Below are 24,247 nucleotides of genomic sequence, written 5' to 3'. Positions count from 1 at the left end.
CACATGGCTGGCCTCGGCGCAATAGCACGTAAGTTATTCGGATCTTCAAATGACCGGAAAGTAAAGTCATTCCGGGCAGGAGTTGAGCAAATCAACGCTCTGGAAACAGAGATCCAGGCTTTGTCGGACGAGGACCTTCGCGCCCAGACGGAGAAATTTCGCGAACAACTGAAAAATGGCGCGTCTTTAGATGACATTCTTGCGCCAGCTTTCGCAACGGTTCGCGAAGCGGCCAAACGGGCGCTCGGACAACGTCATTACGATGTCCAGCTGATTGGCGGCATGGTGCTGAACTCCGGTCAAATCGCGGAAATGCGGACGGGTGAAGGTAAAACCCTTGTCGCGACGGCCCCGGTCTACCTGAACGCCCTGTTGGGCGAAGGGGTTCACGTGGTCACTGTGAACGACTACCTTGCACAGCGCGACAGTGAATGGATGGGGCAGGTCTACAAGTTTCTGGGACTGTCTGTTGGCTGCATCACACATGGCCTGTCGGATGAAGAGCGCCGTGCAGCCTATACCGCTGATGTCACCTACGGAACGAACAACGAATTCGGCTTCGATTATCTTCGCGACAATATGAAACACGACCGTGCCTCAATGGTGCAACGTGGGCATGCCTTCGCAATTGTCGATGAGGTCGATTCAATTCTAATCGATGAAGCGCGGACGCCGCTGATTATCTCCGGCCCCCTGGAAGACCGGTCCGAATTCTACAACACCGTTGACGCCTTCATTCCCAGCCTCACGGAAGAGGATTACGAGCTCGATGAAAAGGCGCGGTCAGCGACATTCACCGAGGCTGGCAACGAGAAACTCGAAGGACTTTTGGCGGAAGCCGATCTTTTGAAAGGTGATTCGCTGTATGATGTCGAGAACGTCTCAATCGTTCACCATCTCCAACAAGCTCTGAAAGCTCACAAACTCTTCCAGCGGGACAAAGACTACATTGTCCGCAACGGTGAAGTGGTCATCATCGATGAGTTCACCGGCCGCATGATGCCGGGCCGCCGATTCTCGGAGGGTCTTCATCAGGCACTGGAAGCACGCGAGAAGGCACGCATTCAACCTGAAAACCAGACGCTCGCATCTATCACGTTCCAGAACTATTTCCGGATGTACGGCAAACTCGCTGGCATGACCGGCACGGCTTCTACTGAAGCAGATGAATTTGCCGACATCTACAAGCTGGAAGTTGTTGAAATCCCAACCAACGTCACCGTTCAGCGGATCGACGATGACGACGAGGTGTACCGGACTTTCCAGGAAAAGTTCAACGCCATCGTGAAACTGATTGATGAGTGTAAGGAACGCCGCCAGCCGATCCTCGTCGGCACGACGTCAATCGAAAAGTCGGAGATCCTGGCCGAACTGCTCAAGCAACATGGCTACAAGCAAATTGATTTGAGTGATCCCGCGGCTTTTGCCGCCGCGCAAAAGACTGACGACGGCAAGTCCAAGGTCTTCGCTGTTTTGAACGCACGTTACCATGAGCAGGAAGCCTTTATTGTTTCACAGGCCGGCCTGCCAGGTGCAGTGACGATTGCCACCAACATGGCCGGCCGAGGCACCGACATTCAGCTGGGCGGCAATGCCGACATGCAGATTGAAATGACCCTCGGCGACATGCCGGCCGGTGAAGAACGTGCAGCGAAAGAGGCGAAAATTCGCGCGGAAGTCGAAGAGCTGAAGAAAGAGGCCCTTGGCGCTGGCGGCCTCTACGTAATCGGTACGGAACGGCATGAAAGCCGCCGCATCGACAATCAGTTGCGCGGCCGTTCTGGCCGTCAGGGCGATCCGGGCCACTCCAAGTTCTTCCTGTCGCTTGACGACGATCTGATGCGGATTTTCGGCTCAGAGCGCATGGACTCAATGCTGCAGAAGCTGGGCCTGGAAGAAGGCGAAGCGATCATCCATCCGTGGATCAACAAAGCCCTTGAGAAGGCGCAGCAGAAGGTCGAAGCGCGAAACTTCGATATCCGTAAAAACCTCCTGAAGTTCGACGACGTCATGAACGACCAGCGCAAGGTCGTCTTCGATCAACGTATCGACCTGATGGACAGCGACGCGATTCAGGATGCTGTCACTGACATGCGGCACGACGTGATCGATAATCTGGTCGCAAGCCACATTCCAGAACGCGCTTATCCGGAGCAATGGGATACCGAAGGACTTCAGGAGGAAGTCCGTAAGTACCTGAACCTTGATTTGCCGATCAAGGATTGGGCCGCCGAAGAAGGTATCGCGGATGAAGAGGTCAAGGAACGGCTGACACGGACGGCTGACGAGGCCATGGCCCAAAAAGTCGCCAAGTACACGCCGGAAGTCATGCGCCGCGTCGAAAAGGCGATCCTGCTTCAAACGCTTGATAATTTGTGGCGGGAGCATCTGGCCAACCTCGACCATCTGCGCTCGGTCGTCGGGTTCCGCGGATACGGCCAGCGCGATCCTTTGCAGGAATATAAGACCGAGTCCTTCACCCTGTTTGAGTCGATGCTGGCACAACTGCGCCAAATCACGACAGCCCAGCTGCTTCGCGTAGAGTTAGTGACCGAACAGCTGCCGGAAATGCCGCAGATGCCGGAGATGCATGAGCATCACATCAACCCGCTGACCGGCGAAGACGAGATGTCGCAGCCGAGTGCTCACCCCCAAGCAAGCCGGGAGCGCGATCCAAACAACCCTGCGACTTGGGGAAAAGTTGGCCGTAACGAAGCTTGCCCGTGCGGGTCTGGCAAGAAATACAAGCACTGTCACGGAGCGCTGGTCTAACCGCACGCAATTTTAACGTATAACAAGGGCCGGCGCTCATAAATGAGCGCCGGCCTTTTGCGCTCTGAAGCCCAACGCAAATGCCAAAGCACTATTTTGCTTCCGCAGATTTCTAAAAGCTGGTGTTTCCCTGTCTTTTCCGGCAGGTTGCCGCGAACAACCAAACAGCCGTCATAGCAATGCAACCGAAAAAAGCCCCCAAGATATACATTTCCCGCCGGAGAGAACTCCGAACGGAAACCCCAATGGTCAGCGTCATAGTCCCGGTCTACAACGAAGAAGACGTTATCGGCCACTTTCTGGAGGAGACCGGACGCGTTCTCGAAGAGACAGGGCTGCAATACGAGTACGTTTTTATCGACGACGGCAGCCGCGATACAACGGCCGACATCCTGACGGATAGGCTCGCCAATGGCTTACCGGGGCGGCTGCTCGGCCTTTCTCGGAATTTCGGCAAGGAGGCGGCCCTGTCAGCCGGTTTGGAGGCCGCCAAAGGAGACATTGGCGTCATCATCGATGCGGATCTTCAGGATCCACCCGAATTGATCCACCAAATGATTGACGGCTGGCGGGCCGGCTATGATGTGGTATATGGCCTGCGGGTAGACCGAACATCCGACACGCTCATGAAGCGGTCGACTGCAGGCATGTTCTACAAGGTCTTCAACAAACTCTCGAACGTCGACATGCCGCCGAACGCCGGCGATTTCCGCTTAATCGACCGCGCGGTCATTGATGCGCTTTTGCGGTTGCCGGAAAGAAACCGTTTCATGAAAGGTCTGTTTGCCTGGGTGGGTTTTCCCTCCATGGCGGTTCCTTATGAACGCCCCCCGCGGAAGGCAGGCGACGGCAAGTTCAACTACTGGAAACTCTGGAACTTCGCACTCGACGGCATCACGGGCTTTACAACGATGCCCTTGCGGATGTGGTTTTACGGTGGCGCACTGGTGTCAATCCTCGCCTTCGCCTATGCCATCTATCTCACGATCAGGGGGATAATTTTCGGTATCGATGTTCCGGGTTACACCTCCATCATGGTTGCAGTGCTGCTCTTTTCCGGTATCCAGCTGCTCTCAATCGGAATGATCGGTGAGTACGTCACACGGCTGTTTAATGAATCAAAACAACGGCCGGTCTACCTGCTGCAGGATGTCATTGAGAGCACTCCATTGAAAACCCATCAGCAAGATGATCATGATCACTGACCGCAAACGTCAAACACTGAAAACGGAAGCCAATGCTGCCGGGAAATTTGCGGTGGTCGGCGTTGTTGCAACGCTCACCCATGCCGCAGTGGCCGGCTTTCTCCTGGAAAGCGGGCTGCTTCCGCCAATGCTGGCAAATTTCGCCGGCTTTCTGGTTGCGTTTGGCGTTTCCTTTTCAGGCCACTTTTACTGGAGCTTCTCGCATCTCCGCCAAGAAAAGACCGCATTGAAGGCAATGCTGAGATTCTTATTGATCGCGGCATCAGGCTTTGCGCTCAACTCAAGCGTATTGGCTCTGTGGCTGAACCTTACGCCATGGCCGGATCTGCTCGGTTTGATGTTTTCAATCGCAATTGTTCCATCCCTTACATTTATTGGCACCCGCTTCTGGGCTTTTTCGCACCCCGAAGTTGATCCGTGATTGGACTGGAGTAATTGATGAACGCCAGCCGCGCTGCGCTTCTGTATGGTGGAACCCTGTGCCTTCTTTATGCTCTGCTCCCAAGCTTGAGCTTCCCCAATCCGCCGCTGGATGTCGTTGAGGGATTTGCATGGGGCAGAGAATTTCAACTCGGCTATACCAAACACCCGCCCATGCAGGCTTGGCTGCTTGAGTTGAGCTATCACCTGACCGGTGGGTACGCGTATGGCGCCTATTGGCTGAGCGCAATAAGCATTGGCATCGGGTACTGGTTCATCTGGTTGATAGGAAAAGAGCTTGGCTTCTCAGAACAACAACGGTTCTGGGCAATCGTGCTTACAAGTGTAACGTTTTACTTCACCCTCCCCGTGCCAGAGTTCAATCCAAACATCCTCCAGATACCGGTCTGGGCCGGGATGATCTATTTCTTCTTGCGCGCGTTGAACTCAGGCGCAGCCCGGTACTGGATCCTGTTGGGGGCACTCGCCGCAATTGGCTTCTACACAAAATACTTTGTCTTCCTATTGATCGGCACAATTGGACTGTACACCCTTGTTTACGCAGACGGTCGCAGGTATCTCGCAACCTCCGGGCCATGGATTTGCTCAGTTTCGTTTCTTCTTCTCGTGGCCCCCCATTTATACTGGCTTTATGAAACCGACTTTCTGACCTTCCGTTATGCCATCGGCCGAAGCAATGCAGCAGGCTCGTTGTTCGACCACGTCTACAATCCGGTAAACTTCCTTTTGGCACAGGTCGCCAATCACGCCGGGCTTTTGATGGTCGCGTTGCTTGGTCTTAGCTGGCAAAAGTTGAAAACGGCAAAGACGTCATGGTCCTTCAGCCGCGGATCTGTACCCACGCTTGAGGCCGACAGATTCCTTATCTGGTTCGCTTTTGTGCCCCTTTTCGTGGTGCTTCTGGCATCTGCTGTAACCGGTAATGAATTCAAACACATGTGGGGCACGCCACTCTTCGTGCTGTCCGGGTTGGTGGCAGTCCGGTATTTTCATCTTCCGGCTTTTTGGTCTGCGCCCAAACGCGCATTTGCAGGTGCTGTCGGCATACAGGTACTATTTCTTGGCATTCTACTTGGCCAGGCTGTTCTGGAGCCCTTCTGGAAGACCAAACAGTCCCGTATTCATTACCCAGGCAAGGCAACAGCGGAAGTTCTGTCTGATGTCTGGAAAAAGGAAACAGGGACGGAGCTGGCATATGTCGCCGGAGATGAGTGGACGACAGCCAATGTGACCCTTCATGCCCCATCGCGGCCTTCGATGTTCTTAGAGCACAATGCCAAATTGAGCCCTTGGATTGATCTAGATGACGTTCAGAAAAAGGGCATGATGATTCTCTGGCGCGGCGAGAACTCGGCACCTGCCGGACAGATCCTGGAGCTTTACCCAAATGCAGTCCTTCAAGGACAGCAAACCCTGCCGTTTCACTCGTATGGCACATTTCCAGACCTGACGATCAATTGGATTATTGTACTGCCAGGAAGCGTCGCCACATCTGTAGACGAAGAACTCGCTGACTAGAAAGCCTGATGGCACAAGCACGAAAAGGGTCTAACCTCCCCGCATGATCGACATGATGGAAATCGATGGCATCGAGGATTGGCTGATCGGCGAGGCACTCGGCGACCCTGATATGACCAATCTGTTTGCAGAGTTGTGTGAGCGTTTGCGCCAATGCCATGTTCCAGTCGATCGCGCCATTCTTGTCTGGTCGACGCTTCACCCCATGATTGAGGCGGAAATCGCCTTCTGGGAAAACGGCGGCGAGGTCTACCATGAAAAGATCGAGCATTCGGAAGAAGATACGGAAGATTGGCTGCAAAGCCCTATTCGTGCCGTTTTAATCAATGAAGAGCCGATGCTTCGCCGGCGCTTGGCCAACGGAAATGCACAAACCGAATTTCCGCTTCTGAAGCGTTTGGCCTCAGAGGGTTATACGGATTATCTGGTGATCCCGACCCACATGGAGATACCTGCGATCAAAGGTGAGTATCCAAACACCGGGATCATCCTAAGCTGGGCAACACGGGAAGAAGACGGGTTTTCCGAAGATGCCCTCAACGCGATACACTACATCCAGAAACGGCTCGCACTCGCCGCAAGAGCCGTGCTTCAAGGCCACATCACAAAAATCATCGCCGAAACATATCTCGGCAGCATTGCAGGAACCAAAGTACTGAATGGACAAATCCGCCATGGAGATGGTGAGACCATCGACGCGGTGATTTTTTACAGTGACATGCGCAATTCCACGGCAATTGCAGATGCCCTGGGTCCGGAAGACTATCTCAAGTGGCTCAATACATATTTTGAAGCAACCGCCGGGGCGGTCCTCCAGCAGGAGGGCGAAGTTCTGGACTTTATCGGCGATGCGGTTCTAGGTGTTTTCCCGACGCAAAAGGAGTCGCTCTCAGAAGCGGTTCAAAGGGCCATTACAGCGGCTGATGAGACCCGGAGGCGCCTGCATGACATCAACAAAACCGTCTCTACCGGTCACAAAATTGAACGCAGGCATCGCTCTTTCGACCGGCCGTGTCATGTTCGGCAACATCGGCGTTGCAAACCGGCTCACCTTCTCGGTAATTGGCCAGACAGTTCACGCCGCCGCCCGGATTGAGGATCTGACCAAGCGGATCAAATCCGATGTTCTCATGACTGGTGAAATCGCTGAATTTGCGGGCGATCGCGCACAAAATGCGGGAGCCTACGAACTGGACGGCTTTACCGACCGCCAACCGCTCTTTTCACTTGAACCTCTGCCAGTTCCGGGCGCACCAAACTCCTGATCCCAAATTCTTGATACTAAACGGATACCCATGACAGACCTTCGTCCAAATCCCTGTACGACCCTGCCCTTTCGCGAACAAGTCTGCGAGATCGGAGATGATGGAGCACCTGTCATCTTGCTGCACGGCTTCGGAGGAGACCGCCAAACCTGGGTGAGTATTCAAACTGGTCTCGCCAACCGCAAACGATCTCTCGCGTTTGATCTGCCGGGGCACGGGGAGGCTTTGGATTGGCCCAAAGTTGGCCACGCTGGGATTTCGGCGAAGGCCGTCGCACAATCCATTGAAGCGCTGGAATTGAAGCGGGTGCATCTGGTTGGCCATTCCATGGGCGGCGCTGTTGCAGCTTTGGTTGCCCTGCGTGCACCCGAGCTGGTTGCCAGCCTCACGCTTTTGGCGCCCGGTGGATTTGGGCCGGAGATCAATCATCGACTGTTAAGGCGCTATGCGGTTGCCTCCGAAACAGCGGAAATGGAAGTTCTTCTGGAGCAGTTCTTCGGCTGGGAATTCAAGCTTCCCAAGTTCCTCGCCAAAACCGCGGCAGAAAGCCGGGCCCGGCCAGGGGGCGCGGCAACTCTGTCGACGATCGCCGACGAAATCATCGACGGCTCCGTGCAAAAAACCTTGCCGCGTGACGACATGGCGGCGCTTCCAATGCCGATTAAGGTACTTTGGGGGACACAGGACCGCGTCCTGCCAACACGGCAGGCGCACAAGCTGCCCGGCATTGTTGCCACTCACATCTTTGAGCGGGTTGGTCACATGGTACATCTGGAAATACCAAAAGAAACAACCCGCCTCATTCTGCAGAATGCGGCCACAGAATAGGCAGCGCTAGGCAGGTGACGCTAGATGTCATTGTGGGAGCGCCGAGGGCTTGAGCCGTTGCCGCTCCCGTAATTGGCGGCTAATTCTCTAGGCTTCCGGAAGGAGGTCGTCACGCCAAGTCTCGCCGATCACCCGGCGCGCCATCATGTGCGAGCGCGGCGAATTAATACTGTCGACCGCAATCAGTGCATTGTCTTTCAGGTAGGCGACGTAGAATTTTTTGGCAGCCGGGTCGCCGACAACAACTGTCTTGTCATAACCTTCGGACAATCCAGCGATCTGCAGCTTGATTTCATACTGATCCGACCAGAACCAAGGCAACGGGTCATAATCGACGTCTTGCCCGAGCAAGGCCTGCGCTGCGATTTTGGCCTGATCAATGGCATTTTGAACGCTTTCCATCCGCACGGATCTTGAATACCGCCCAGAATGAAACCGGGTGCAATCGCCAACGGCATAGATGTCCGGATCACTTGTCTGCGCTGCGCCATCAACAAGAATACCGTTGTCTGTATCCAGCCCCGCATCAGTGGCCAGTTGATCATTTGGCTCGGCGCCAACTGCAACAAGCACGAGGTCAGCCAGAACACTGTCCCCGTTGTTCAGCTTGACAGATTCGACCCCCTCTCTTCCTTCAAGCGCTTCAATGCCTGTGTTCAAACGCAGTTGAACGCCATTGTCAGCGTGAAGTTTCGCGAAAAAGTCCGACACAGTTTCACTCACGACCCGCTTCATTGGCCGGTCCTGAGCTTCAATCACGCATACGTCCTTGCCGAGCGCGCGGGCCACTGCAGCGACCTCCAGACCGATGTAACCGGCACCGATGATGACGAGGTTCTGGCTCTTCGACAAACGGTCACGGATCGCATCAACATCGCCAATGGAGCGCAATGTGACCACGCCGTCTTTGTCAGAGCCCTTGATTGGCAGCAGACGCGCTTTGGTTCCCGTCGCAAGGACCAGTTTTCCGTAAGATATGGTGTCGCCGTTTTCCAGCTGAACACGTTTTGCCGACCGGTCGATCCCAACGACTCTTGTGTTTGGGATGTGGTCGATAGTGTTGGTCGTGTAGAACGCTGGCGGCCGGAGCCAAAGCCCCTCGGCGCCAATTTCACCAGCCAGGAATTTTTTGGACAGTGGCGGGCGTTGATAAGGTGGATGAGCCTCGTCGCCGATGAGCCGCAACGCACCTTCAAAACCACCTTGACGAAGCGATTGAGCGACCTGGGCACCAGCTTGACCTGCCCCGACTATGACGATCTCTTCCTGCATCCCGTTTCACCTTCTTCGTGCAATCAGCCTCGTCCCTAGCACGAAGAAAAGCCGCCCGCCAGCGGGGCATTAAGTCCCGGTTGGCAAAGCGGCTTTTGAAACTTCAAGCCTACGCGTTAGGCGCTGCGAACACCTTGCAGGAATGTCGCGATTTCCTGACGGATAAGCCCACCCTGCTGAGACAGGGATTGCGCCAGGTTATCAACCTCAGCGCCATTGGTTCGGGCGAGTTCCGCAGCGGACCCAACGCTCGTCATACGATCGGCGGCTTCATCGGACCGCTGAGACGCACTGGAAACGTTGTCGGAAATCTCTCGGACCGCCTGATCCTGATGCTGAACAGAATCTGCAACCGACGATGCAAGGTTTTCCATGTCGGAGATAATTTTGCTGACATCTTCGATGGCCTGCACGGCGTGACCGGACGATCCCTGGATGGCTTCAATTTGGATCGCAATCTCTTCCGTCGCTTTCGATGTCTGATCAGCCAATTGCTTGACCTCAGCAGCAACAACCGCAAAGCCCTTACCTGCTTCACCTGCACGCGCCGCTTCGATGGTCGCGTTAAGAGCGAGAAGATTGGTTTGACTTGCAATGTCCCGGATCAGGCTCATGACTTCGCCGATCCGTTCTGCCGCGCTGGAGAGCTCCTGCATGGTCGAAACCGTTGTCGACGCACTCAAGACGGCTTGCTGAGCAACTTCCGTTGACCGTGTCGCCTGATTCGAGATTTCAGCAATCGAGGCTGCCAACTCGTCCGCAGACTGGGCTGCCGATGTGACATTTTCTGCAGCTGTTCTGACCGCACCTGTTGCACCAGAAGATTGATCGGCCACATCGTCGGCCGCCTGTTCCATTGATTGTGAGGTCTGGCGCAATTCGTCATTGGCACGATCCAGACTGCCAAGGGCGTCAGTAACCGTGCCTTCAAACCGGCCGATAATGTCTTCCAAACGTGCCACGCGTTCTTCCCGGGCCTGGTTTTCCTGTTCCTGCGCCGCTGCAAGCTGCGACCTCTCGACCGCATTGTCCCGGAAGACCAAAACGGTCCGGGCAATGGCGGCAAGCTCAGTTTTGCCTTTTGCTTCCGGCAAGGCGATGTCAGTTTGACCACCGGCCAATGCTTCCATCGCTTTCTGCAGATGCGCCAACGGTCTTGCCACCGACTGGCCCACCAAAAACGCGGTTGCCGGCAGCAAGATCAACAAACCGAGAATGGTGCCGCCAATTGCATAGGTTGCGATGGACCGCGCGGTCTCAAGCTGATTTGCGGCTTGCCCTTGCAGGGTATTTGCAGCGGCGTTCAGGGCGTCAATATGCGGCGGCACCAATTGAAAGAGATTTTCCAGAAGAGCGGTGCTGCCCGTCTCCTGCTCGACCGCTGCCGTATATTGAGCGAACGTCTGGTGATATGCCGTCATGTTGTCGGCGAGTTCTTTCTTGATCGCATCTTGAATGTAGACCCTCTTGAGCAACTTTTCGAACGCCGCAAACTGCTCATCGAACACGCCGATAGCTTCTGGCGTGCTGTTGAGGGTGAATTCTTTTTCCGCGAGCTGCACAGCGAGAATAGCGCGCGCCAGCTTTTCAAAGTCCGGGCCCCCGCCAAACTTCATTTCTTCAAACAAACGATCTTTCACTGCGCCGGTGAGCGAATCAAGGCGTGCAAGCTGCCCGTCCTGGTTTGTATATCCGATTTGCTGCCGGACACTGTCCAGCATCTCGAACGCGCCGCTGGTGCCCTCCAGCGTGTCCTTCACATCGGCTACCTGGGCGGTGTAGCTGGCAGCGGCAGGATTGTTTTCAAGTTTGGTCACCAGTTCTATCGCGGTCACCATTTCGGCAGAAAATCTTTGAAACGCTTCGGCAGAGGGTGCTGCAAAGTATTGATTTTCAATGATCTGCAGCCCTGCGGCTGTCTCAGAGAGCGCCGCCACTTCTTCGGCAAGATCGGCGCTTTGGTTCATCCTGCTGAAAGCCGAATTCAGCTCGCCCTGGCTCCAGAAATAAACCCCGCCGATGATGACGAGGCCAACGACTGTCACAAGGCTGAGCGCCATAACCCGCACTTTGACCGAGAGTTTGGACAAAACCCCAAAAGTTGATTGCGCACCGATTGCCACTGGCTTATGTCCCCTGAGAGAAATAGTGTTTCCTCAGAGTTAGCTAAAATTGCCAATTTCCGGTTAATCTGAAAATCATTCTTTTTCATTTCCCCTCATCGACCACTTTGCTGGTTTGGCGAACCACCCCCGGAGATTGACTTGGCGTATCTGGCCAAAATTGCCCCTTCTCTTTTTGTTCTTCTATGGTCGACCGGATTTATCGGTTCAAAGCTGGGTGCGCCGTACATCGAACCAATGGCTTTCCTGACAGTCCGGTTCGCTGCGGTCCTGCCCATACTGTTCATTCTCGGTCTATTTTGGGTAAAATCCTGGCCTAAGGACAAAAAGGCAATCGGCCACTGCATTGTGACCGGCATGCTGGTCCACGGCATCTACCTGGGTGGTGTTTTCTGGGCCATCAAGCAAGGGATGCCTGCTGGAGCTTCAGCCATTATCGTCGGATTGCAGCCGGTTCTAACCGCGATTTTTGCAGTTGGTATGATCGGAGAAGTGATCAGCCGCAAACACTGGATCAGCATGGCGATTGGCCTCAGCGGCCTCGGTCTCGTTCTTGGACCCAGGTTTGATCTTGCCGGGTCTGGCATCACCCTCGTTACGATCAGTGTTGTCTTTTTTTCCGTCATCGCGATCAGTGTTGGCACGGTTTATCAAAAGCGCTTCGTGCCCAACACGGATCTTTTGGCGGCAACCTTCTGGCAATATGTCGGCGCCCTTTTGGTCACAACACCACTCAGCCTTTTCGAGACTTGGCAAATCACGTGGTCGGGCGAGTTGATCGTAGCGCTTGCCTGGCTTGTTTTGGTGCTGTCGATCGGCGCGATCATGTTGTTGATGCTACTCATCCGCCAAGGCGCGGTTTCGCAAGTGGCTAGCCTGTTTTACCTCGTGCCGGTCGCAACAGCCATTGAGAGCTACTTCCTGTTTGGAGAAACCCTCTCAATGATCCAGATAGCTGGCATGGCTTTGGTGGTCGGCGCGGTCTTGATGATCCGCGCGGCTCCTAAACGAACCTAAGCCTGCTGCTGCCGACCCAATTGACGATCGCGGAAGGCACGTTGCCGCGCGATCGCGGCATTGAGCTCGCCGCCCAAGATGAAGGCGAGCGAGCAGATATATAGGAAGATCAGCGCGGTCATGATCCCCGCCAGGCCGCCATATGTTGAGACATAATTGGCAAACCGGGCGAGATACGCCCCGAAGGCACTGCCTGAAACGATCCACAAGAGCAGGGTGGCAATCACGCCCGGCCAGATGTCTGAAAACGACCGCTTTCCAGAGGGCAGCAACCAGTGCGTCATGAAAAGCCCGACAATCAACAATGACCCGGCCAGCGTGTAGCGGGCAATGTTGATCGACAACAAAAATGGTTCGACCTGAGGCACAAATCCTCTGAGAGCCTCGATCCCAAGCGGCGCAAGAACAACAAGAAACGTGTAGGCCAGCAGGATCACCGCACCCAGGATCACAAGAGCCAGCGATTGAATGCGCAACAGGATAAAAGACCGCTTTTCAATTTGGCGGTAAGCCCGATTAAGTGCCGTTCTGAGTGCCTCGACCCCGTTTGACGCAAACCACAATGCGGCAACCGCACCGAAGGTGAGCAAGTCGCTGCGCGGAACTGTCAGTACATTTTCGATTTCGCGCACAACAGGCGCTGCAACTGTTTTCGGCCAGGCATCGAACACGAGCTCAGATACCGTGTCCGCCGCACCGACCATGCCGAAAAAACCCGCAAGAGACGCAATGAAGATCAGCAATGGGAAAATCGCGAGCAGGCCGGACAAGGCCACGTGACTGGCCATTGCAAAGCCGTCATCACGCGAAAAATGACCGATTGCATCTTTCAGCACAGCCAAAGACGCCTTGGCAAAAAGGTAAAGACTCATAGGTTTCATGTTGCTTGGCCGGGAGCTGTCGTCAAGTCTGTGCCCTCGTTATGACAGCCCCCTTCGAAAGACCAACAAGTTTTGGCTCGACAAAGGCCGGTGTGCGACGCAACATAGCTTCAAGAAAAAGCGCGCGCGCGCAACAAATGAAAACGGAGATGCCAATGTCCACCGCAGCCGTGAAGGCCGCAGAAATGCAGCCGACTCTTTCTGAGCGAACCAACGCGATCGTCCGTGAATTGGACGGTCTCCTTAATCTTGCAGCGCAGCGTGTGCGCGAGCGCGTTACGGTGGACGGCCGGATTTCTTCCAGCCGGATGGAAGCAGAACAACGTGCAACACATGGACTGGCGTGGTTTGCAACATACGTCGAAGCACTCCGCCAGCTTGATGCCTATGCACAGCGTTTGACGGAAAGCGGCCGCTACGGCGATCTTGAAGACAAGATCGTTCAACTGGGTTTCGCGGAATACGTGGCGCAGATCTTCGGCGGCATCCCGATGAACCAGGGCGAATTCGTCCGACTTGCCGATCTTGGCATCACCGATGACGAGGCCCGCTCGTTCCGGACCGCAGACATGGATGCTGTCATTGCGACAGGCAATACGATTGAAGTTCGCGAAGGTCTCACGGAGCTGATCCGGGCTCAAGCAGGACAGTCGACCTTCGGCGATGGTGGTCTTGATGAAACCATGGAGCAGATCCGCAACGAAATGCGGAAGTTTGCTGAAGACACCGTCGTACCCAATGCCCATGAGTGGCATCTGAAAAATGAATATATTCCGCTCGAAGTCGTCAGCCAGATGTCGGAACTCGGCGTTTTCGGCCTGACCATCCCGGAGGAATATGGCGGTCTCGGCCTCGGTAAAGAGGCAATGTGTGTTGTCTCCGAGGAGCTCTCCCGTGCCTATATCGGTGTTGGCTCGCTTGGCACCCGGTCGGAGATCGCAGCTGAACTCATCTTATGTGGCGGCACCCAGGAGCAGAAGGAGCACTGGCTTCCGAAAATCGCCTCCGGAGAAATCCTGCCGACCGCCGTCTTTACAGAGCCAAATACCGGGTCCGATCTTGCCTCGCTCAAGACAAGGGCGGTGAAGGACGGCGACACCTGGAAGATATCCGGCAACAAAACCTGGATCACCCATCCAGTGCGCGCGGACATTATGACCCTCTTGGCCCGAACCAATCCGGCTGAACCCGGATACAAGGGCTTGTCGATGTTTATTGCCGAAAAGCCGCGCGGAACAGACGAACATCCGTTCCCGGCAGACGGCATGACCGGCGGCGAGATTGAGGTTCTCGGCTATCGCGGCATGAAGGAATACGAGATCGCCTTTGATGATTTCGAAGTAAAGTCGGAAAACCTGCTTGGTCAGGTTGAGGGCGAAGGCTTCAAGCAGTTGATGCAGACATTTGAGGGGGCCCGAATCCAGACCGCTGCTCGCGCCATCGGCGTTGCCCAATCGGCCCTGGATATCGGACTGCGCTACGCAGAAGATCGCGTTCAGTTCGGCAAAGTATTGATCAGTTTCCCACGCGTTTCCGACAAGCTCGCACTGATGGCAACCGAGACCATGATCGCCCGTCAGCTGACATACTTCTCAGCCTGGCAGAAGGACTCCGGCAAGCGCTGCGACCTGGAAGCCGGCATGGCCAAACTGCTTGGGGCCCGTGTCGCGTGGGCCGCTGCGGACAATGCACTGCAGATCCATGGCGGCAATGGCTTCGCTCTTGAATACGCCATCTCCCGCGTGCTGTGCGATGCAAGGATCCTGAACATCTTTGAAGGTGCAGCCGAGATCCAGGCACAAGTTATCGCACGCCGATTGCTGGAAACCCGCGGCAACGCATGATCAAACGAAAGGGCGCCAATCGGCGCCCTTTTTCTATTCAACTGTGATCGTGATCTGCTCGGACATCACTGGCGGGTTGTGCGGAATATGGCTCCAGTCGCCCAAAACCAGCTGCAGCGTGTGTTCACCGGGCGCTAACTCTACTGTGGTTTCGGTCTGCCCGCCGCCAAAGTGTTTGTGATTGTCATCGGCTGGGATGGCTTCGTTGAGTTCTTCGCCTTCAATTGTTTCATCGATAATCAGATGATGATGGCCAGTTTTTTCTTTTTCAACACCGGCCGGCGCAACACCCATACCCTCCAGGCCGAACTGGATGGTTACAGGGCTCTTGACCGTGTCACCGTCCTTCAAATTGATGAAATAGACCTTCGCGCCGTCCGGGGATGGGGTTTCACCGGCATTTGCCGAAAACGCTAATGGCAAGACGAGGCACAAAGCCATCGCAGCAGATTGAAAATATGATCTCATAACGATCCTCCCGTTGAAGAAAACGCCCCTCAGCCTGAACCTTAGGCTTCTCGTCCCTGACGAAAGTGACAACAATCACACAAAGGCGCCAGGAACGCTTGGTAAACTTTATTTGTAATTCTGGCTCACATGCCCATATCTTCCTTATGCTGCGAACAGGAATTACGTTGAAATGACCTCCTCATCCCCATTTGAAGATCTGGGTTTCGACCCGGAAATTCTCGGACCGGAAGAGGAACAAAATGAAACGGTCCGTCAAAAACTGTTAAAAACAGCCCGGAAGGCGGCACGCCAAATTCCGTTCATGGAAGATGTTGTCGCCGGGTATTACTGCGCCCTTGATCCCGCAACGCCAACAAAGGTGCGCGGGACATTGCTGGCTGCTTTGGCCTATTTTGTTTTACCGCTCGACGTGGTGCCGGATTTCATTCTTGGCGTGGGATTTGGAGATGATGCAACGGTTCTGATGGCCGCGATTTCGATGATCCGGGCCCACATCCGGCCGGACCATTATCAGGCTGCCAGAGATGCTTTGGAGGACGGAGAACTATAAGTCTTCGTCCGTTGCTTTTTCTTCATGCGGTGCGGTTTTTGTACGCAAGAGCCAGTTCCCGGCAGTCCGTCCGGCAATGATCCAGTAAACAGCCCCGGAAACGAAGCCCGCTGCCAGCACAACTGGACTACCGGGCCGTAAACCAGCGTCCGCTGTACCATCAAGAGTCCAGAGCAGGAATGCGATCGCACCGGCGCTTGCAACATGAAAAACAATCCCTGACCACCGTGCTATTTCGGAAACCAGGATGACGCAAGCTGCAGGGACAAACGCAACAGCACCCAGGACACTCGCAGTGACAAACGCCGCTCCGATCATAGCCGCAAACGCTGCCGGATCAGCCCCCGGAGATCCAGGTTGAAACAGCCCCCAGGACAAAAACAATCCGCTGGCGGTAACCGCTATAACAAAGCCCACGATGATTTTGATGAGCTGCCAGATGAACAACGTTCCGTTCAATCGGATCTCCTGTTTCGGCAATGAGAAATCAAATTGACGCCCGGACCATCCAATTGCAAGACGTCACTGATTTCCTGCGTCGAGCAAGATTGAAAATGTAACAAGATCGCGCGCCGCTCAAAAAAGATCTGTCAAAGGCCCAAGATCGGTGTTTTTGGTTGACTTTTTGGGCGTTTGGCACGAGCTTGGGACTCGGTGTTCAAGAAAACGTGGCGATACCCTTGGAGCGAACGTTCCAGGGCTGTTTGCGTATAAACAATTACTTGAAAGCCGACTAAACTGAAACCGCAGAGGAGTTTGCGACCATTCGCCGTCCGTTCCGCGCCCCGCCTCCCACGAAGGAAGGCCCGCGCACAAACCAAGAAATTCGCGTTCGCGAAGTCCAGCTTATTGACCACGAAGGCGCCAACCGCGGCGTTATATCGACCGAAGAGGCGATGGGTATCGCCATGGATGCCGGTTTGGATCTTGTAGAAATCCAGCCGAATGCCAATCCGCCGGTCTGCAAAATTCTGGACTACGGCCGATACAAATATCAGGCACAGAAGAAAGCTGCAGAAGCCCGCAAAAAGCAGAAGACCGTCGAGATCAAGGAGATCAAGATGCGTCCGAACATCGACACCCACGATTACGAGGTGAAGATGAAGAACATGCTGCGCTTCTTCAACGACGGCGACAAGGTGAAGGTCACGCTCCGTTTCAGGGGCCGCGAAATGGCGCACCAGGATCTCGGCATGAAGCTCTTGCACAAGGTTCGTGACGAGACATCCGAGATTGCCAAGGTGGAGTCCCACCCGAAGCTGGAAGGCCGCCAGATGGTGATGGTCTTGGCTCCGATAAAGTAAACCATCTGTCAGAAACGTTTCAAAGCCCCGCCACTCGGCGGGGTTTTTTGTTACCCATCGCGGCGGGCAAAGTGCTTACGGAACGCGTTCGGTGTTAGCCCAGTCAACTTTGTGAAAAGGCGGCTAAACGACGGCGGATCCTGATAACCGACGGAAAAGCAGATCTCCGACACAGTCCGGCTGGTTTCGATCAATAGATCCCTTGCCCGCTCTATGCGCAACTCCTGCAGGTAGCCATTGGGTGTCATCCCCGTCGCAGCCTTGAACCGCCGCAAAAACGTTCGGTCAGGCAATCCGGATGCGCCTGCAATGTCCTTCACACTCAAAGCATCTCCGTAGCGGACTTCGATCAAGTGTTGCGCTTTCAAAACAGCCGCATCGCCATGCCGTAAGTGCGGCGAAAACCGCCTGAACCGGCGCTGATCCCGGCGGCGCATATCCACGATAAAGTAACCAGCAGTGCGCGCCGCCACGCCGTACCCAAGAAATCGTTCAATGACCACCAGACCAAGGTCAACCCAGGCCATCAAACCACCGGCCGTGATGAGGTCACTGTATTCGATCAACAATTGATCTGTATCGAAGGACATCTCCTGATAGCGCTTGGACAATCTCTGCTCCAGCCCCCAATGCGTGGTTACCGGCCGGCCGGCAGCAATTCCAGCTTCAGCGACAAAGGTAATCCCGGTGCAGGCAGAACAGACAACCGCGCCCTTGCCATGCTGGTCAGCAGTGTATCCAGGCAATTCCGGAACATCAGCCGCACGCACCTCCGCCGCTGAGGGCGGTAGGATCACTGCGTCGAATGAAGGCCCGCCCGGCTCAAAGGCAGAGATCGTCTCAACAGCAACCGGATGCTCCGAAATACTTGCCGCATACCCAAGCACATCCTGAAGCCCCAGGACGGCCGATTGAAGACATCCCGGATAAGCCAGAATCGCCAAACTGTAGGAGCGTGACACCATCTGGCGTATCTACCACATGATTTGTCATTTACGCCAATCGCGCCTATCGGTGCCTACTCTACATTTGAGAGCAATGGAAATTCATGGAGCCCTCATGTCAATTACAAGCACCACACGCCCTCTGCACGTCGGTGACATCGCCATCATGTCGCTTTCTGACGGTCACCTCGATATACCGGCAGCCTATTTCTCCAACGCAAGCGATGAAGAGATCCAGGCGGTCAGTCCGACCACCCGTTTTGGCGCAACATGCTGGCTGATCGAAACCGGATCCAGGAAAGTCCTCGTGGATGCCGGGTCCGGGTCTTGGCTGAAAGAGCGCTTTCCCGAGACCGGCTTCATCACGGCGGCGGGGTCATCCCTGATAAACGCATCCAACGAGATCACAGACATCATCCTCACTCACTTGCACGCAGACCATATCGGCGGCCTGATTGCGGACGGCCAGAGCCTGTTTCCAAATGCAACTGTCCACCTTCAGAACACCGAGTGGGCATTCTGGACCGACGAAAACCTGGTGGAGGCCGTGCCGGAGGACAAAAGACCAATCGCCCAACTGATCCAGACATTGGCTCGCCCAATCGCCTCCCAAATTAAACTTCATGATGGGGATGCCGACCTCGAAAATGGGATTCATGTCACGAGTGCCCCCGGACACACGCCCGGCCATCAGATCGTCAGGATCTCAAGTGGCGGCGAACAGGTGATGCTGCTGGGAGATGCCTTGGTGTCCGGCGTTCTGCAGTTTGCAAATCCTGACGTCCACTATGCGTTGGACAGCGCTCCTGAGACAGCGGCAGAAACCCGGAAAACTCTATTTTCAGAACTCGCCGCCGAACGGATCCCTTTGGCAGCAACCCATCTTGAATCTCCGGGTTTCGGTATGCTGACGGCAACCGGTGGAGGCGGATACCACTTCGAGCCTTTGGCTTAGGTGCTCTGGCTGAGAGACACCCAACCGCCCTCCTTTGCGGATTGAAACAGCGCATCCAGAATTGTCATGTTCTGGATTGCGTCCTCGACCCCATAAGGCAAAGGCGTTTCGCCAAGAATGGCACGGCCAAATACATCTGCCATTTCGGCGTACTGATCGCAGGGTGCGATGGTCTCAGTCACCGCGGACCCATCGCCGAGCTTTGAACCGTCATCGAGCCTTATTTCGGTTGCCCCGCCTTGCGGAGCGTTGACGGGGATAAGAAGTTCGAGCCGTTTCGTTGTGCCGACAAGCTGGAAACGCTGGTGCGGCGTCAACTGGGTGGACACGGTGAAACTCAGATGACGGCCCTGCCTGAAGTCCAACATGGCACTCGTCGTCCGGTCGGTCCCGAATTCCGGATCCCGGTCGATCATCGCAACAACGCGTTGCGGCTCTGCGTCAAAGAAATACCGGCCCGCGAGCATGGTGTAGCAGCCGATATCAAGCAGCGCCCCACCCCCGATTTCCGCATCGTTGCGAATGTTGGCCGGGTCTGCATTGAAATAGCTGAAGAAGCCCTGGATCGCCTTCAGCTCTCCGAGCGCACCGGATCGGACCAGATCACGGGCCCGGATCCATTGGAGATGAGCCCGCACCATAAAGGCTTCCGCAATCAACCGGCCTTCCTGCGCACTCAGGAGCTGACGCGCCTCGCCCGCGTTGAGGGCGACCGGTTTTTCGCACAGCACGTGTTTTCCGGCGTCAGCCGCCTGCAAGGTCAAAGGCACATGCAAATGGTTTGGAAGCGGATTGTAGATCGCGTCGATATCCGGATCGGCCAGAAGGTCCTCATAGGTCCCATAGGCTTTCGCAATACTAAGCTGATTAGCCGCGTGTTGGGCACGCTCGAGGCCCCGAGAGGCAATGGCAGCGACATATCCGGTTCGGGATGACATTATCCCTGGGATAACCTTCTCCCGGCCAATCTTTGCCGTCGAGAGAACGCCCCACCGGATTTTCTTCGCGCCGCTCATGTTTGCCTCCTACAACTCAAACAAAAATCCCGGCCAATGGCCGGGATTGCCAATTTCTCCTGCCAAAACAATCAGTATTTATCAGGCACGTAAAGGTGTTCCGGAAGAACTTTGCGCTCGTAGTCCGGGTTAAACCGGCGTTCCGGCAGGGTAACCGGATCATGCGGCACGTCTTCGTACGGCAACATCGACAAGAGATGGCTGATGCAGTTGAGACGGGCCTGCTTCTTGTCGTTTCCTTCCACGATGAACCACGGCGCTTCGGGAATATTGGTTCGCTCGAACGTTTCTTCCTTGGCCTTGGTGTAGTCTTCCCAACGCACGCGGGATTCCAGATCCATCGGCGACAGCTTCCACTGCTTCAGCGGATCATGGATGCGCATCAAAAAGCGAAGCTGCTGCTCTTCATCGGTGATGGAGAACCAGTACTTGATCAACCGGATGCCGGACCGGACCAGCATGCGCTCAAACTCCGGAACGTCATTGAAAAATTCCTCGACCTGATCTTCGGACGCAAAGCCCATAACACGTTCAACGCCGGACCGGTTGTACCAGGAGCGATCGAATAGCACCATCTCACCAGCCGCCGGCAGATGCGGCACATAACGCTGGAAGTACCACTGGCTCTTTTCGCGGTCTGACGGTGCAGGCAAGGCAACGACACGCGCCACCCGCGGATTAAGACGTTGGGTTATGCGCTTGATCACACCACCCTTGCCCGCAGCATCCCGGCCTTCGAATATCACGACGATCTTTTCGCCGGTATGCTGGACCCAGTCTTGCAGCTTTACCAGCTCGGCCTGGAGCATCAACAGCTCATGGAAATAGGTTTTCCGGTCGAGGGGGGACTTGTGCTTCTTGTCAGCAATGTAATGAAGATCCTTGGCGATCAGGAAATCATCGATTTCCATCTCGAGTTCTTCATCCATGCTGTCTGCCCACTCGTTTTCCACCCAGGTCTTGGCGTCCTCACTCATCCGGCTGTTCCTTATGCATAATTTAAACGCGTCTCACCTGCACTGAGAGCCCGAAATCCATGACAGGAGTTTGACAGTAGCGTCAGTCGATGGATCGTCGCAATGCGCTCCCTCAAAGTCCATGCCTCGGAATCCACTTGCTAAATGAATGAACGTTCATTAATATGATGAAAGTGGAGGAGACGTAATGGCGCTTTCAGCACGCCCGCAGCCGCGGCAACGCGGCCTGGAAACCGCGGAAAAAGTCCGGAAAGCAGCGCTTCGCCTTTTTGCTGCGTCTGGATACGCGGCTGTATCCATGCGGGACATCGCAACCCAGGTCGGCGTTCAGCCGGGTGCGCTTTACAATCATTTCCCCACTAAGCAGCATATTTTAAAAGACTTGATGCTGAGCCACATGGCCGACTTGCTGGCTGCTTGGGACACTGCGGACTTCCCGGATGAAACCGACCCGATCGAACGCTTTGTGCGCTTTCATATCCGGTATCACCTGGAACGCGCAGATGAAGTCTTCATCGCCTATATGGAATTGCGCAGCCTTGATGCCGAGAACTTCGCGATCGTCGAGGCCGAACGCCGCCGCTATGAAACCGTTCTGGCAGATATCTTGAACGAAGGCGCAGCAAGCGGCCGCTATCACATCGACAACGCCAAAGTTACAACCCGCGCGATCATCGCGATGTTGACCGGCATTCCGGCCTGGTACCGGTCCGGCGGCGATTTGTCGAAAGAAGAGATTGAAACGCTTTACCTCAACATGGTGCGCAAAAGCATCGCCCCAGAACCGACTGATAATCCTGGCAATCCAGACACCGGAGACCGGATGGCATGAGCATCCTCAAATCAAGCCTATCGCCCAAGAGCGCCGAGTTCACCGCCAACAAGGCCGCGCATGAAGACGCCATGGCGCAAATCAAGGCTGCCGCACAAACAGCGCTGGACGGCGGCGGGGAAACCGCCCGTGAACGCCACGTCTCCCGCGGCAAGATCCTGCCGCGCGAACGTGTGTCCCGCTTGCTGGATCCGGGCTCCCCGTTTCTGGAAGTCGGGATGCTGGCCGCCCATGACATGTATGACGGCGCAGCACCGTCGGCCGGCATGATTGCCGGCATTGGCCGTGTCGAAGGACAGGACGTCATGATCCTGGCCAATGACGCTACGGTCAAAGGCGGCACCTACTATCCATTGTCGGTGAAAAAGCACCTGCGTGCCCAGGAAATCGCCGAACAGAACAACCTGCCGTGCGTCTATCTGGTCGACAGCGGCGGCGCCAACCTGCCCAACCAGGACGAGGTTTTCCCCGACCGCGACCACTTTGGCCGCATCTTCTTCAATCAGGCCAACATGTCGGCGAAAGGCATTGCCCAGATCGCGGTCGTGATGGGCTCATGCACGGCGGGCGGCGCTTATGTTCCGGCCATGTCGGACGAAACCATCATCGTCAAGAACCAGGGCACCATCTTCCTTGCCGGCCCCCCGTTGGTGAAAGCAGCTACCGGTGAAGAGGTGTCCGCAGAAGACCTTGGCGGTGGTGACGTCCATACCCGCCTTTCCGGCGTCGCCGATCACTTGGCCCGCGATGATGCGCATGCGCTTGCCATCGCCCGCCGGTCCATTGCCAGCCTGAACCTTACCAAGGCCTCGCAGCTCGCACTGCAGACGCCTGAAGATCCGCTCTACGATCCGGAGGAAATCCTCGGCGTTGTCCCGGCAGACCTGAAGACCCCCTACGACATTCGCGAAGTCATTGCCCGCGTGGTCGACGGCTCAAGGTTTGACGAGTTCAAGGCCCGCTACGGCACCACACTCGTCTGCGGCTTTGCCCATATTCACGGCATGCCGGTCGGCATCATCGCCAACAACGGCGTTCTCTTCTCCGAAAGCGCGGTCAAGGGTGCACACTTCGTCGAGCTCTGCTCGCAGCGCAAGGTGCCTCTGGTGTTCTTGCAGAACATCACTGGCTTTATGGTCGGCCAGAAATACGAAAGTGGCGGGATTGCGAAGGATGGCGCCAAGCTGGTGACTGCCGTCGCCACCACAAAGGTTCCGAAAATCACAATGCTGGTTGGCGGGTCTTTTGGTGCCGGCAACTACGGCATGTGCGGCCGGGCCTATTCGCCGCGTTTCTTGTGGACGTGGCCGAACTCACGCATCTCCGTGATGGGCGGGGAACAGGCCGCTGGCGTTTTGGCAACCGTCCGCCGCGACGGTATCGAGCGCAAGGGCGGCAGCTGGTCCAAGGAAGACGAAGCCGAGTTCAAGCAGCCGATTATCAACCAGTTCGAGGAACAGGGCCATCCGCTCTATGCCTCCGCCCGGCTTTGGGATGATGGCATCATCGATCCGCGCAAAACCCGCGACATTCTGGGTCTTTCCTTGTCGGCGTCCCTGAACGCCCCGATCGAAGACACCAAGTTTGGCCTGTTCCGGATGTGATGTGATGACCTTGGAAGAACTCAAACAGAAATATCCGAGCGCAGAAACCTTCAAGTTCGGCGACGGACCCGAACTCAGCAGTTTCCTGATCGGCTTGGTCCGCGCAGGTAAAAAGACTGCGACTTGTGGTGCATTGCGCGATTTTGAAGGTGGCGGCGAGGCCATGCCCAAAGTCGGACGCACGGATATCGTTCTCAACTGGGATGGGTCTCCGGCCCTCGTCATTGAAACGCTCGAACTGACCCAAACCCGTTTTTGCGATGTGTCGGCAGACTTTGCACTTGCAGAAGGTGAGAACGACACACTCGAAGGCTGGCAACAAGATCACCAAAACTATTTCGAGCGAAACGGCGGCTTTGATCCGGAAATGGTGCTCGTTTGCGAACGATTCAAAGTGGTTGAAGACCTTAAGACGGAAGGCATCTGAC

23 protein-coding genes are annotated in these 24,247 nt (G+C 55.5%); 15 read left to right on the top strand and 8 right to left on the bottom strand.

The annotated features are described in order from the left end of the window. Window positions 1-3 precede the first annotated feature (3 nt). The 7 genes from secA to SADFL11_RS20160 all read left to right on the top strand — a co-directional run bounded on the left by secA (window position 4) and on the right by SADFL11_RS20160 (window position 8,029). On the top strand, window positions 4-2,772 hold the full coding sequence (secA, locus tag SADFL11_RS20185; RefSeq protein WP_008188738.1) for a preprotein translocase subunit SecA: 2,769 nt from the start codon (window positions 4-6) through the stop codon (window positions 2,770-2,772). A gap of 245 nt (window positions 2,773-3,017) precedes the next feature. Then, the gene (locus SADFL11_RS20180) at window positions 3,018-3,977 is read left to right on the top strand and encodes a glycosyltransferase family 2 protein (protein ID WP_208981532.1); all 960 of its coding nucleotides are present in this window, start codon (window positions 3,018-3,020) and stop codon (window positions 3,975-3,977) included. Then, window positions 3,967-4,398 carry a GtrA family protein gene (locus SADFL11_RS20175; RefSeq protein WP_040452578.1) on the top strand — a complete coding sequence of 144 codons (432 nt, stop codon included), beginning with the start codon at window positions 3,967-3,969 and terminating at the stop codon, window positions 4,396-4,398. Before SADFL11_RS20180 ends, SADFL11_RS20175 begins: the two co-directional genes overlap by 11 nt. 17 nt (window positions 4,399-4,415) lie before the next feature. Continuing rightward, window positions 4,416-5,936, top strand: a complete 1,521-nt coding sequence (locus SADFL11_RS20170; RefSeq protein ID WP_008189082.1) for a glycosyltransferase family 39 protein — start codon at window positions 4,416-4,418, stop codon at window positions 5,934-5,936. Between the two features lie 43 nt (window positions 5,937-5,979). Further along, the gene (locus SADFL11_RS20165) at window positions 5,980-7,032 is read left to right on the top strand and encodes an adenylate/guanylate cyclase domain-containing protein (RefSeq protein WP_008196789.1); all 1,053 of its coding nucleotides are present in this window, start codon (window positions 5,980-5,982) and stop codon (window positions 7,030-7,032) included. Window positions 7,033-7,066: 34 nt separating this feature from the next. Next, complete coding sequence (locus tag SADFL11_RS25880; protein WP_008194511.1) at window positions 7,067-7,201, top strand: hypothetical protein; 135 nt, start codon at window positions 7,067-7,069, stop codon at window positions 7,199-7,201. Window positions 7,202-7,231: 30 nt separating this feature from the next. Next, a complete protein-coding gene (locus SADFL11_RS20160) occupies window positions 7,232-8,029 on the top strand; it encodes an alpha/beta fold hydrolase (RefSeq protein ID WP_008194046.1) in 798 nt (265 codons plus the stop codon). Window positions 8,030-8,116: 87 nt separating this feature from the next. Here the strand turns inward: SADFL11_RS20160 and SADFL11_RS20155 are convergent, their stop codons facing one another. Next, entirely contained in the window at window positions 8,117-9,301 is a 1,185-nt protein-coding gene (locus tag SADFL11_RS20155; protein WP_008196945.1) for an NAD(P)/FAD-dependent oxidoreductase, read from the bottom strand. Window positions 9,302-9,417: 116 nt separating this feature from the next. Next, window positions 9,418-11,424, bottom strand: a complete 2,007-nt coding sequence (locus SADFL11_RS20150; RefSeq protein ID WP_008197102.1) for a methyl-accepting chemotaxis protein — start codon at window positions 11,422-11,424, stop codon at window positions 9,418-9,420. A gap of 141 nt (window positions 11,425-11,565) precedes the next feature. Here SADFL11_RS20150 and SADFL11_RS20145 point away from each other — a divergent pair, with 141 nt between their 5' ends. Beyond that, window positions 11,566-12,441: a DMT family transporter gene (locus SADFL11_RS20145; protein WP_008188641.1), complete on the top strand. Its 876-nt coding sequence runs from the start codon at window positions 11,566-11,568 to the stop codon at window positions 12,439-12,441. Here SADFL11_RS20145 and SADFL11_RS20140 read toward each other — a convergent pair. Next, the gene (locus SADFL11_RS20140) at window positions 12,438-13,322 is read right to left on the bottom strand and encodes a YihY/virulence factor BrkB family protein (protein WP_008193495.1); all 885 of its coding nucleotides are present in this window, start codon (window positions 13,320-13,322) and stop codon (window positions 12,438-12,440) included. The genes SADFL11_RS20145 and SADFL11_RS20140 overlap by 4 nt on opposite strands. Window positions 13,323-13,477: 155 nt before the next feature. On the opposite strand from SADFL11_RS20140, the gene SADFL11_RS20135 reads away from it, so the two are divergent. After that, window positions 13,478-15,166, top strand: a complete 1,689-nt coding sequence (locus tag SADFL11_RS20135) for an acyl-CoA dehydrogenase family protein (protein WP_040452581.1) — start codon at window positions 13,478-13,480, stop codon at window positions 15,164-15,166. Between the two features lie 33 nt (window positions 15,167-15,199). Here the strand turns inward: SADFL11_RS20135 and SADFL11_RS20130 are convergent, their stop codons facing one another. Continuing rightward, window positions 15,200-15,607, bottom strand: a complete 408-nt coding sequence (locus tag SADFL11_RS20130) for a DUF4399 domain-containing protein (RefSeq protein ID WP_008194593.1) — start codon at window positions 15,605-15,607, stop codon at window positions 15,200-15,202. A gap of 199 nt (window positions 15,608-15,806) precedes the next feature. Between SADFL11_RS20130 and SADFL11_RS20125 the strand changes: the two genes are divergently transcribed. Then, the gene (locus SADFL11_RS20125) at window positions 15,807-16,187 is read left to right on the top strand and encodes a YkvA family protein (RefSeq protein WP_040451057.1); all 381 of its coding nucleotides are present in this window, start codon (window positions 15,807-15,809) and stop codon (window positions 16,185-16,187) included. Here the strand turns inward: SADFL11_RS20125 and SADFL11_RS20120 are convergent. After that, entirely contained in the window at window positions 16,182-16,646 is a 465-nt protein-coding gene (locus SADFL11_RS20120; RefSeq protein ID WP_209002660.1) for a hypothetical protein, read from the bottom strand. The genes SADFL11_RS20125 and SADFL11_RS20120 overlap by 6 nt on opposite strands. A gap of 305 nt (window positions 16,647-16,951) precedes the next feature. Here SADFL11_RS20120 and infC point away from each other — a divergent pair, with 305 nt between their 5' ends. Further along, window positions 16,952-17,491: a translation initiation factor IF-3 gene (gene infC / locus SADFL11_RS20115; protein ID WP_081450511.1), complete on the top strand. Its 540-nt coding sequence runs from the start codon at window positions 16,952-16,954 to the stop codon at window positions 17,489-17,491. A 50-nt stretch (window positions 17,492-17,541) separates the two neighbouring features. On the opposite strand, the gene SADFL11_RS20110 is transcribed toward infC, so the two are convergent. Then, window positions 17,542-18,456, bottom strand: a complete 915-nt coding sequence (locus SADFL11_RS20110) for a GlxA family transcriptional regulator (RefSeq protein ID WP_008195034.1) — start codon at window positions 18,454-18,456, stop codon at window positions 17,542-17,544. 94 nt (window positions 18,457-18,550) lie between these two features. On the opposite strand from SADFL11_RS20110, the gene SADFL11_RS20105 reads away from it, so the two are divergent. After that, the gene (locus SADFL11_RS20105; protein ID WP_209002659.1) at window positions 18,551-19,390 is read left to right on the top strand and encodes an MBL fold metallo-hydrolase; all 840 of its coding nucleotides are present in this window, start codon (window positions 18,551-18,553) and stop codon (window positions 19,388-19,390) included. On the opposite strand, the gene SADFL11_RS20100 is transcribed toward SADFL11_RS20105, so the two are convergent. Together SADFL11_RS20100 and ppk2 are read right to left on the bottom strand one after the other, a co-directional pair. After that, window positions 19,387-20,406: a Gfo/Idh/MocA family protein gene (locus SADFL11_RS20100; protein WP_008193951.1), complete on the bottom strand. Its 1,020-nt coding sequence runs from the start codon at window positions 20,404-20,406 to the stop codon at window positions 19,387-19,389. The two genes, SADFL11_RS20105 and SADFL11_RS20100, sit on opposite strands and share 4 nt — an antisense overlap. 71 nt (window positions 20,407-20,477) lie before the next feature. Continuing rightward, window positions 20,478-21,383, bottom strand: a complete 906-nt coding sequence (ppk2, locus tag SADFL11_RS20095) for a polyphosphate kinase 2 (RefSeq protein ID WP_008196635.1) — start codon at window positions 21,381-21,383, stop codon at window positions 20,478-20,480. 187 nt (window positions 21,384-21,570) lie between these two features. Between ppk2 and SADFL11_RS20090 the strand changes: the two genes are divergently transcribed. Genes SADFL11_RS20090 through SADFL11_RS20080 form a run of 3 tightly spaced genes read left to right on the top strand, consistent with a single transcriptional unit; the run spans window position 21,571 to window position 24,246 of the window. Beyond that, window positions 21,571-22,215, top strand: coding sequence for a TetR/AcrR family transcriptional regulator (locus SADFL11_RS20090; protein ID WP_008190540.1), 645 nt, complete (start codon window positions 21,571-21,573; stop codon window positions 22,213-22,215). After that, window positions 22,212-23,819 (top strand): carboxyl transferase domain-containing protein, encoded by a 1,608-nt coding sequence (locus SADFL11_RS20085; protein WP_008196175.1) that lies wholly within the window; start codon window positions 22,212-22,214, stop codon window positions 23,817-23,819. Before SADFL11_RS20090 ends, SADFL11_RS20085 begins: the two co-directional genes overlap by 4 nt. Before the next feature lie 4 nt (window positions 23,820-23,823). Further along, complete coding sequence (locus tag SADFL11_RS20080; protein WP_008190270.1) at window positions 23,824-24,246, top strand: ASCH domain-containing protein; 423 nt, start codon at window positions 23,824-23,826, stop codon at window positions 24,244-24,246. The last annotated feature ends 1 nt before the right edge of the window (window position 24,247 follow it).

It is taken from the genome of Roseibium alexandrii DFL-11 (assembly GCF_000158095.2).
Lineage (GTDB): Bacteria > Pseudomonadota > Alphaproteobacteria > Rhizobiales > Stappiaceae > Roseibium > Roseibium alexandrii.
The sequence above is the reverse complement of the archived record's forward strand: the minus strand, read 5'-3'. Positions and strand labels throughout refer to the sequence as shown.

What these genes read in the sequence shown, in the direction of transcription:
- SADFL11_RS20140 (WP_008193495.1), bottom strand. Translation starts at nt 13,322, where the DNA reads ATGAAACCTATGAGTCTTTACCTTTTTGCCAAGGCGTCTTTGGCTGTG.
- SADFL11_RS20125 (WP_040451057.1), top strand. Translation starts at nt 15,807, where the DNA reads ATGACCTCCTCATCCCCATTTGAAGATCTGGGTTTCGACCCGGAAATT.
- SADFL11_RS20160 (WP_008194046.1), top strand. Translation starts at nt 7,232, where the DNA reads ATGACAGACCTTCGTCCAAATCCCTGTACGACCCTGCCCTTTCGCGAA.
- SADFL11_RS20135 (WP_040452581.1), top strand. Translation starts at nt 13,478, where the DNA reads ATGTCCACCGCAGCCGTGAAGGCCGCAGAAATGCAGCCGACTCTTTCT.
- SADFL11_RS20090 (WP_008190540.1), top strand. Translation starts at nt 21,571, where the DNA reads ATGGCGCTTTCAGCACGCCCGCAGCCGCGGCAACGCGGCCTGGAAACC.
- SADFL11_RS20170 (WP_008189082.1), top strand. Translation starts at nt 4,416, where the DNA reads ATGAACGCCAGCCGCGCTGCGCTTCTGTATGGTGGAACCCTGTGCCTT.
- SADFL11_RS20100 (WP_008193951.1), bottom strand. Translation starts at nt 20,406, where the DNA reads ATGAGCGGCGCGAAGAAAATCCGGTGGGGCGTTCTCTCGACGGCAAAG.
- SADFL11_RS20180 (WP_208981532.1), top strand. Translation starts at nt 3,018, where the DNA reads ATGGTCAGCGTCATAGTCCCGGTCTACAACGAAGAAGACGTTATCGGC.
- SADFL11_RS20085 (WP_008196175.1), top strand. Translation starts at nt 22,212, where the DNA reads ATGAGCATCCTCAAATCAAGCCTATCGCCCAAGAGCGCCGAGTTCACC.
- SADFL11_RS20155 (WP_008196945.1), bottom strand. Translation starts at nt 9,301, where the DNA reads ATGCAGGAAGAGATCGTCATAGTCGGGGCAGGTCAAGCTGGTGCCCAG.
- SADFL11_RS20105 (WP_209002659.1), top strand. Translation starts at nt 18,551, where the DNA reads ATGTCAATTACAAGCACCACACGCCCTCTGCACGTCGGTGACATCGCC.
- SADFL11_RS20130 (WP_008194593.1), bottom strand. Translation starts at nt 15,607, where the DNA reads ATGGCTTTGTGCCTCGTCTTGCCATTAGCGTTTTCGGCAAATGCCGGT.
- ppk2 (WP_008196635.1), bottom strand. Translation starts at nt 21,383, where the DNA reads ATGAGTGAGGACGCCAAGACCTGGGTGGAAAACGAGTGGGCAGACAGC.
- SADFL11_RS20110 (WP_008195034.1), bottom strand. Translation starts at nt 18,456, where the DNA reads ATGGTGTCACGCTCCTACAGTTTGGCGATTCTGGCTTATCCGGGATGT.
- SADFL11_RS20080 (WP_008190270.1), top strand. Translation starts at nt 23,824, where the DNA reads ATGACCTTGGAAGAACTCAAACAGAAATATCCGAGCGCAGAAACCTTC.
- secA (WP_008188738.1), top strand. Translation starts at nt 4, where the DNA reads ATGGCTGGCCTCGGCGCAATAGCACGTAAGTTATTCGGATCTTCAAAT.
- SADFL11_RS20165 (WP_008196789.1), top strand. Translation starts at nt 5,980, where the DNA reads ATGATCGACATGATGGAAATCGATGGCATCGAGGATTGGCTGATCGGC.
- SADFL11_RS25880 (WP_008194511.1), top strand. Translation starts at nt 7,067, where the DNA reads ATGACTGGTGAAATCGCTGAATTTGCGGGCGATCGCGCACAAAATGCG.
- SADFL11_RS20175 (WP_040452578.1), top strand. Translation starts at nt 3,967, where the DNA reads ATGATCACTGACCGCAAACGTCAAACACTGAAAACGGAAGCCAATGCT.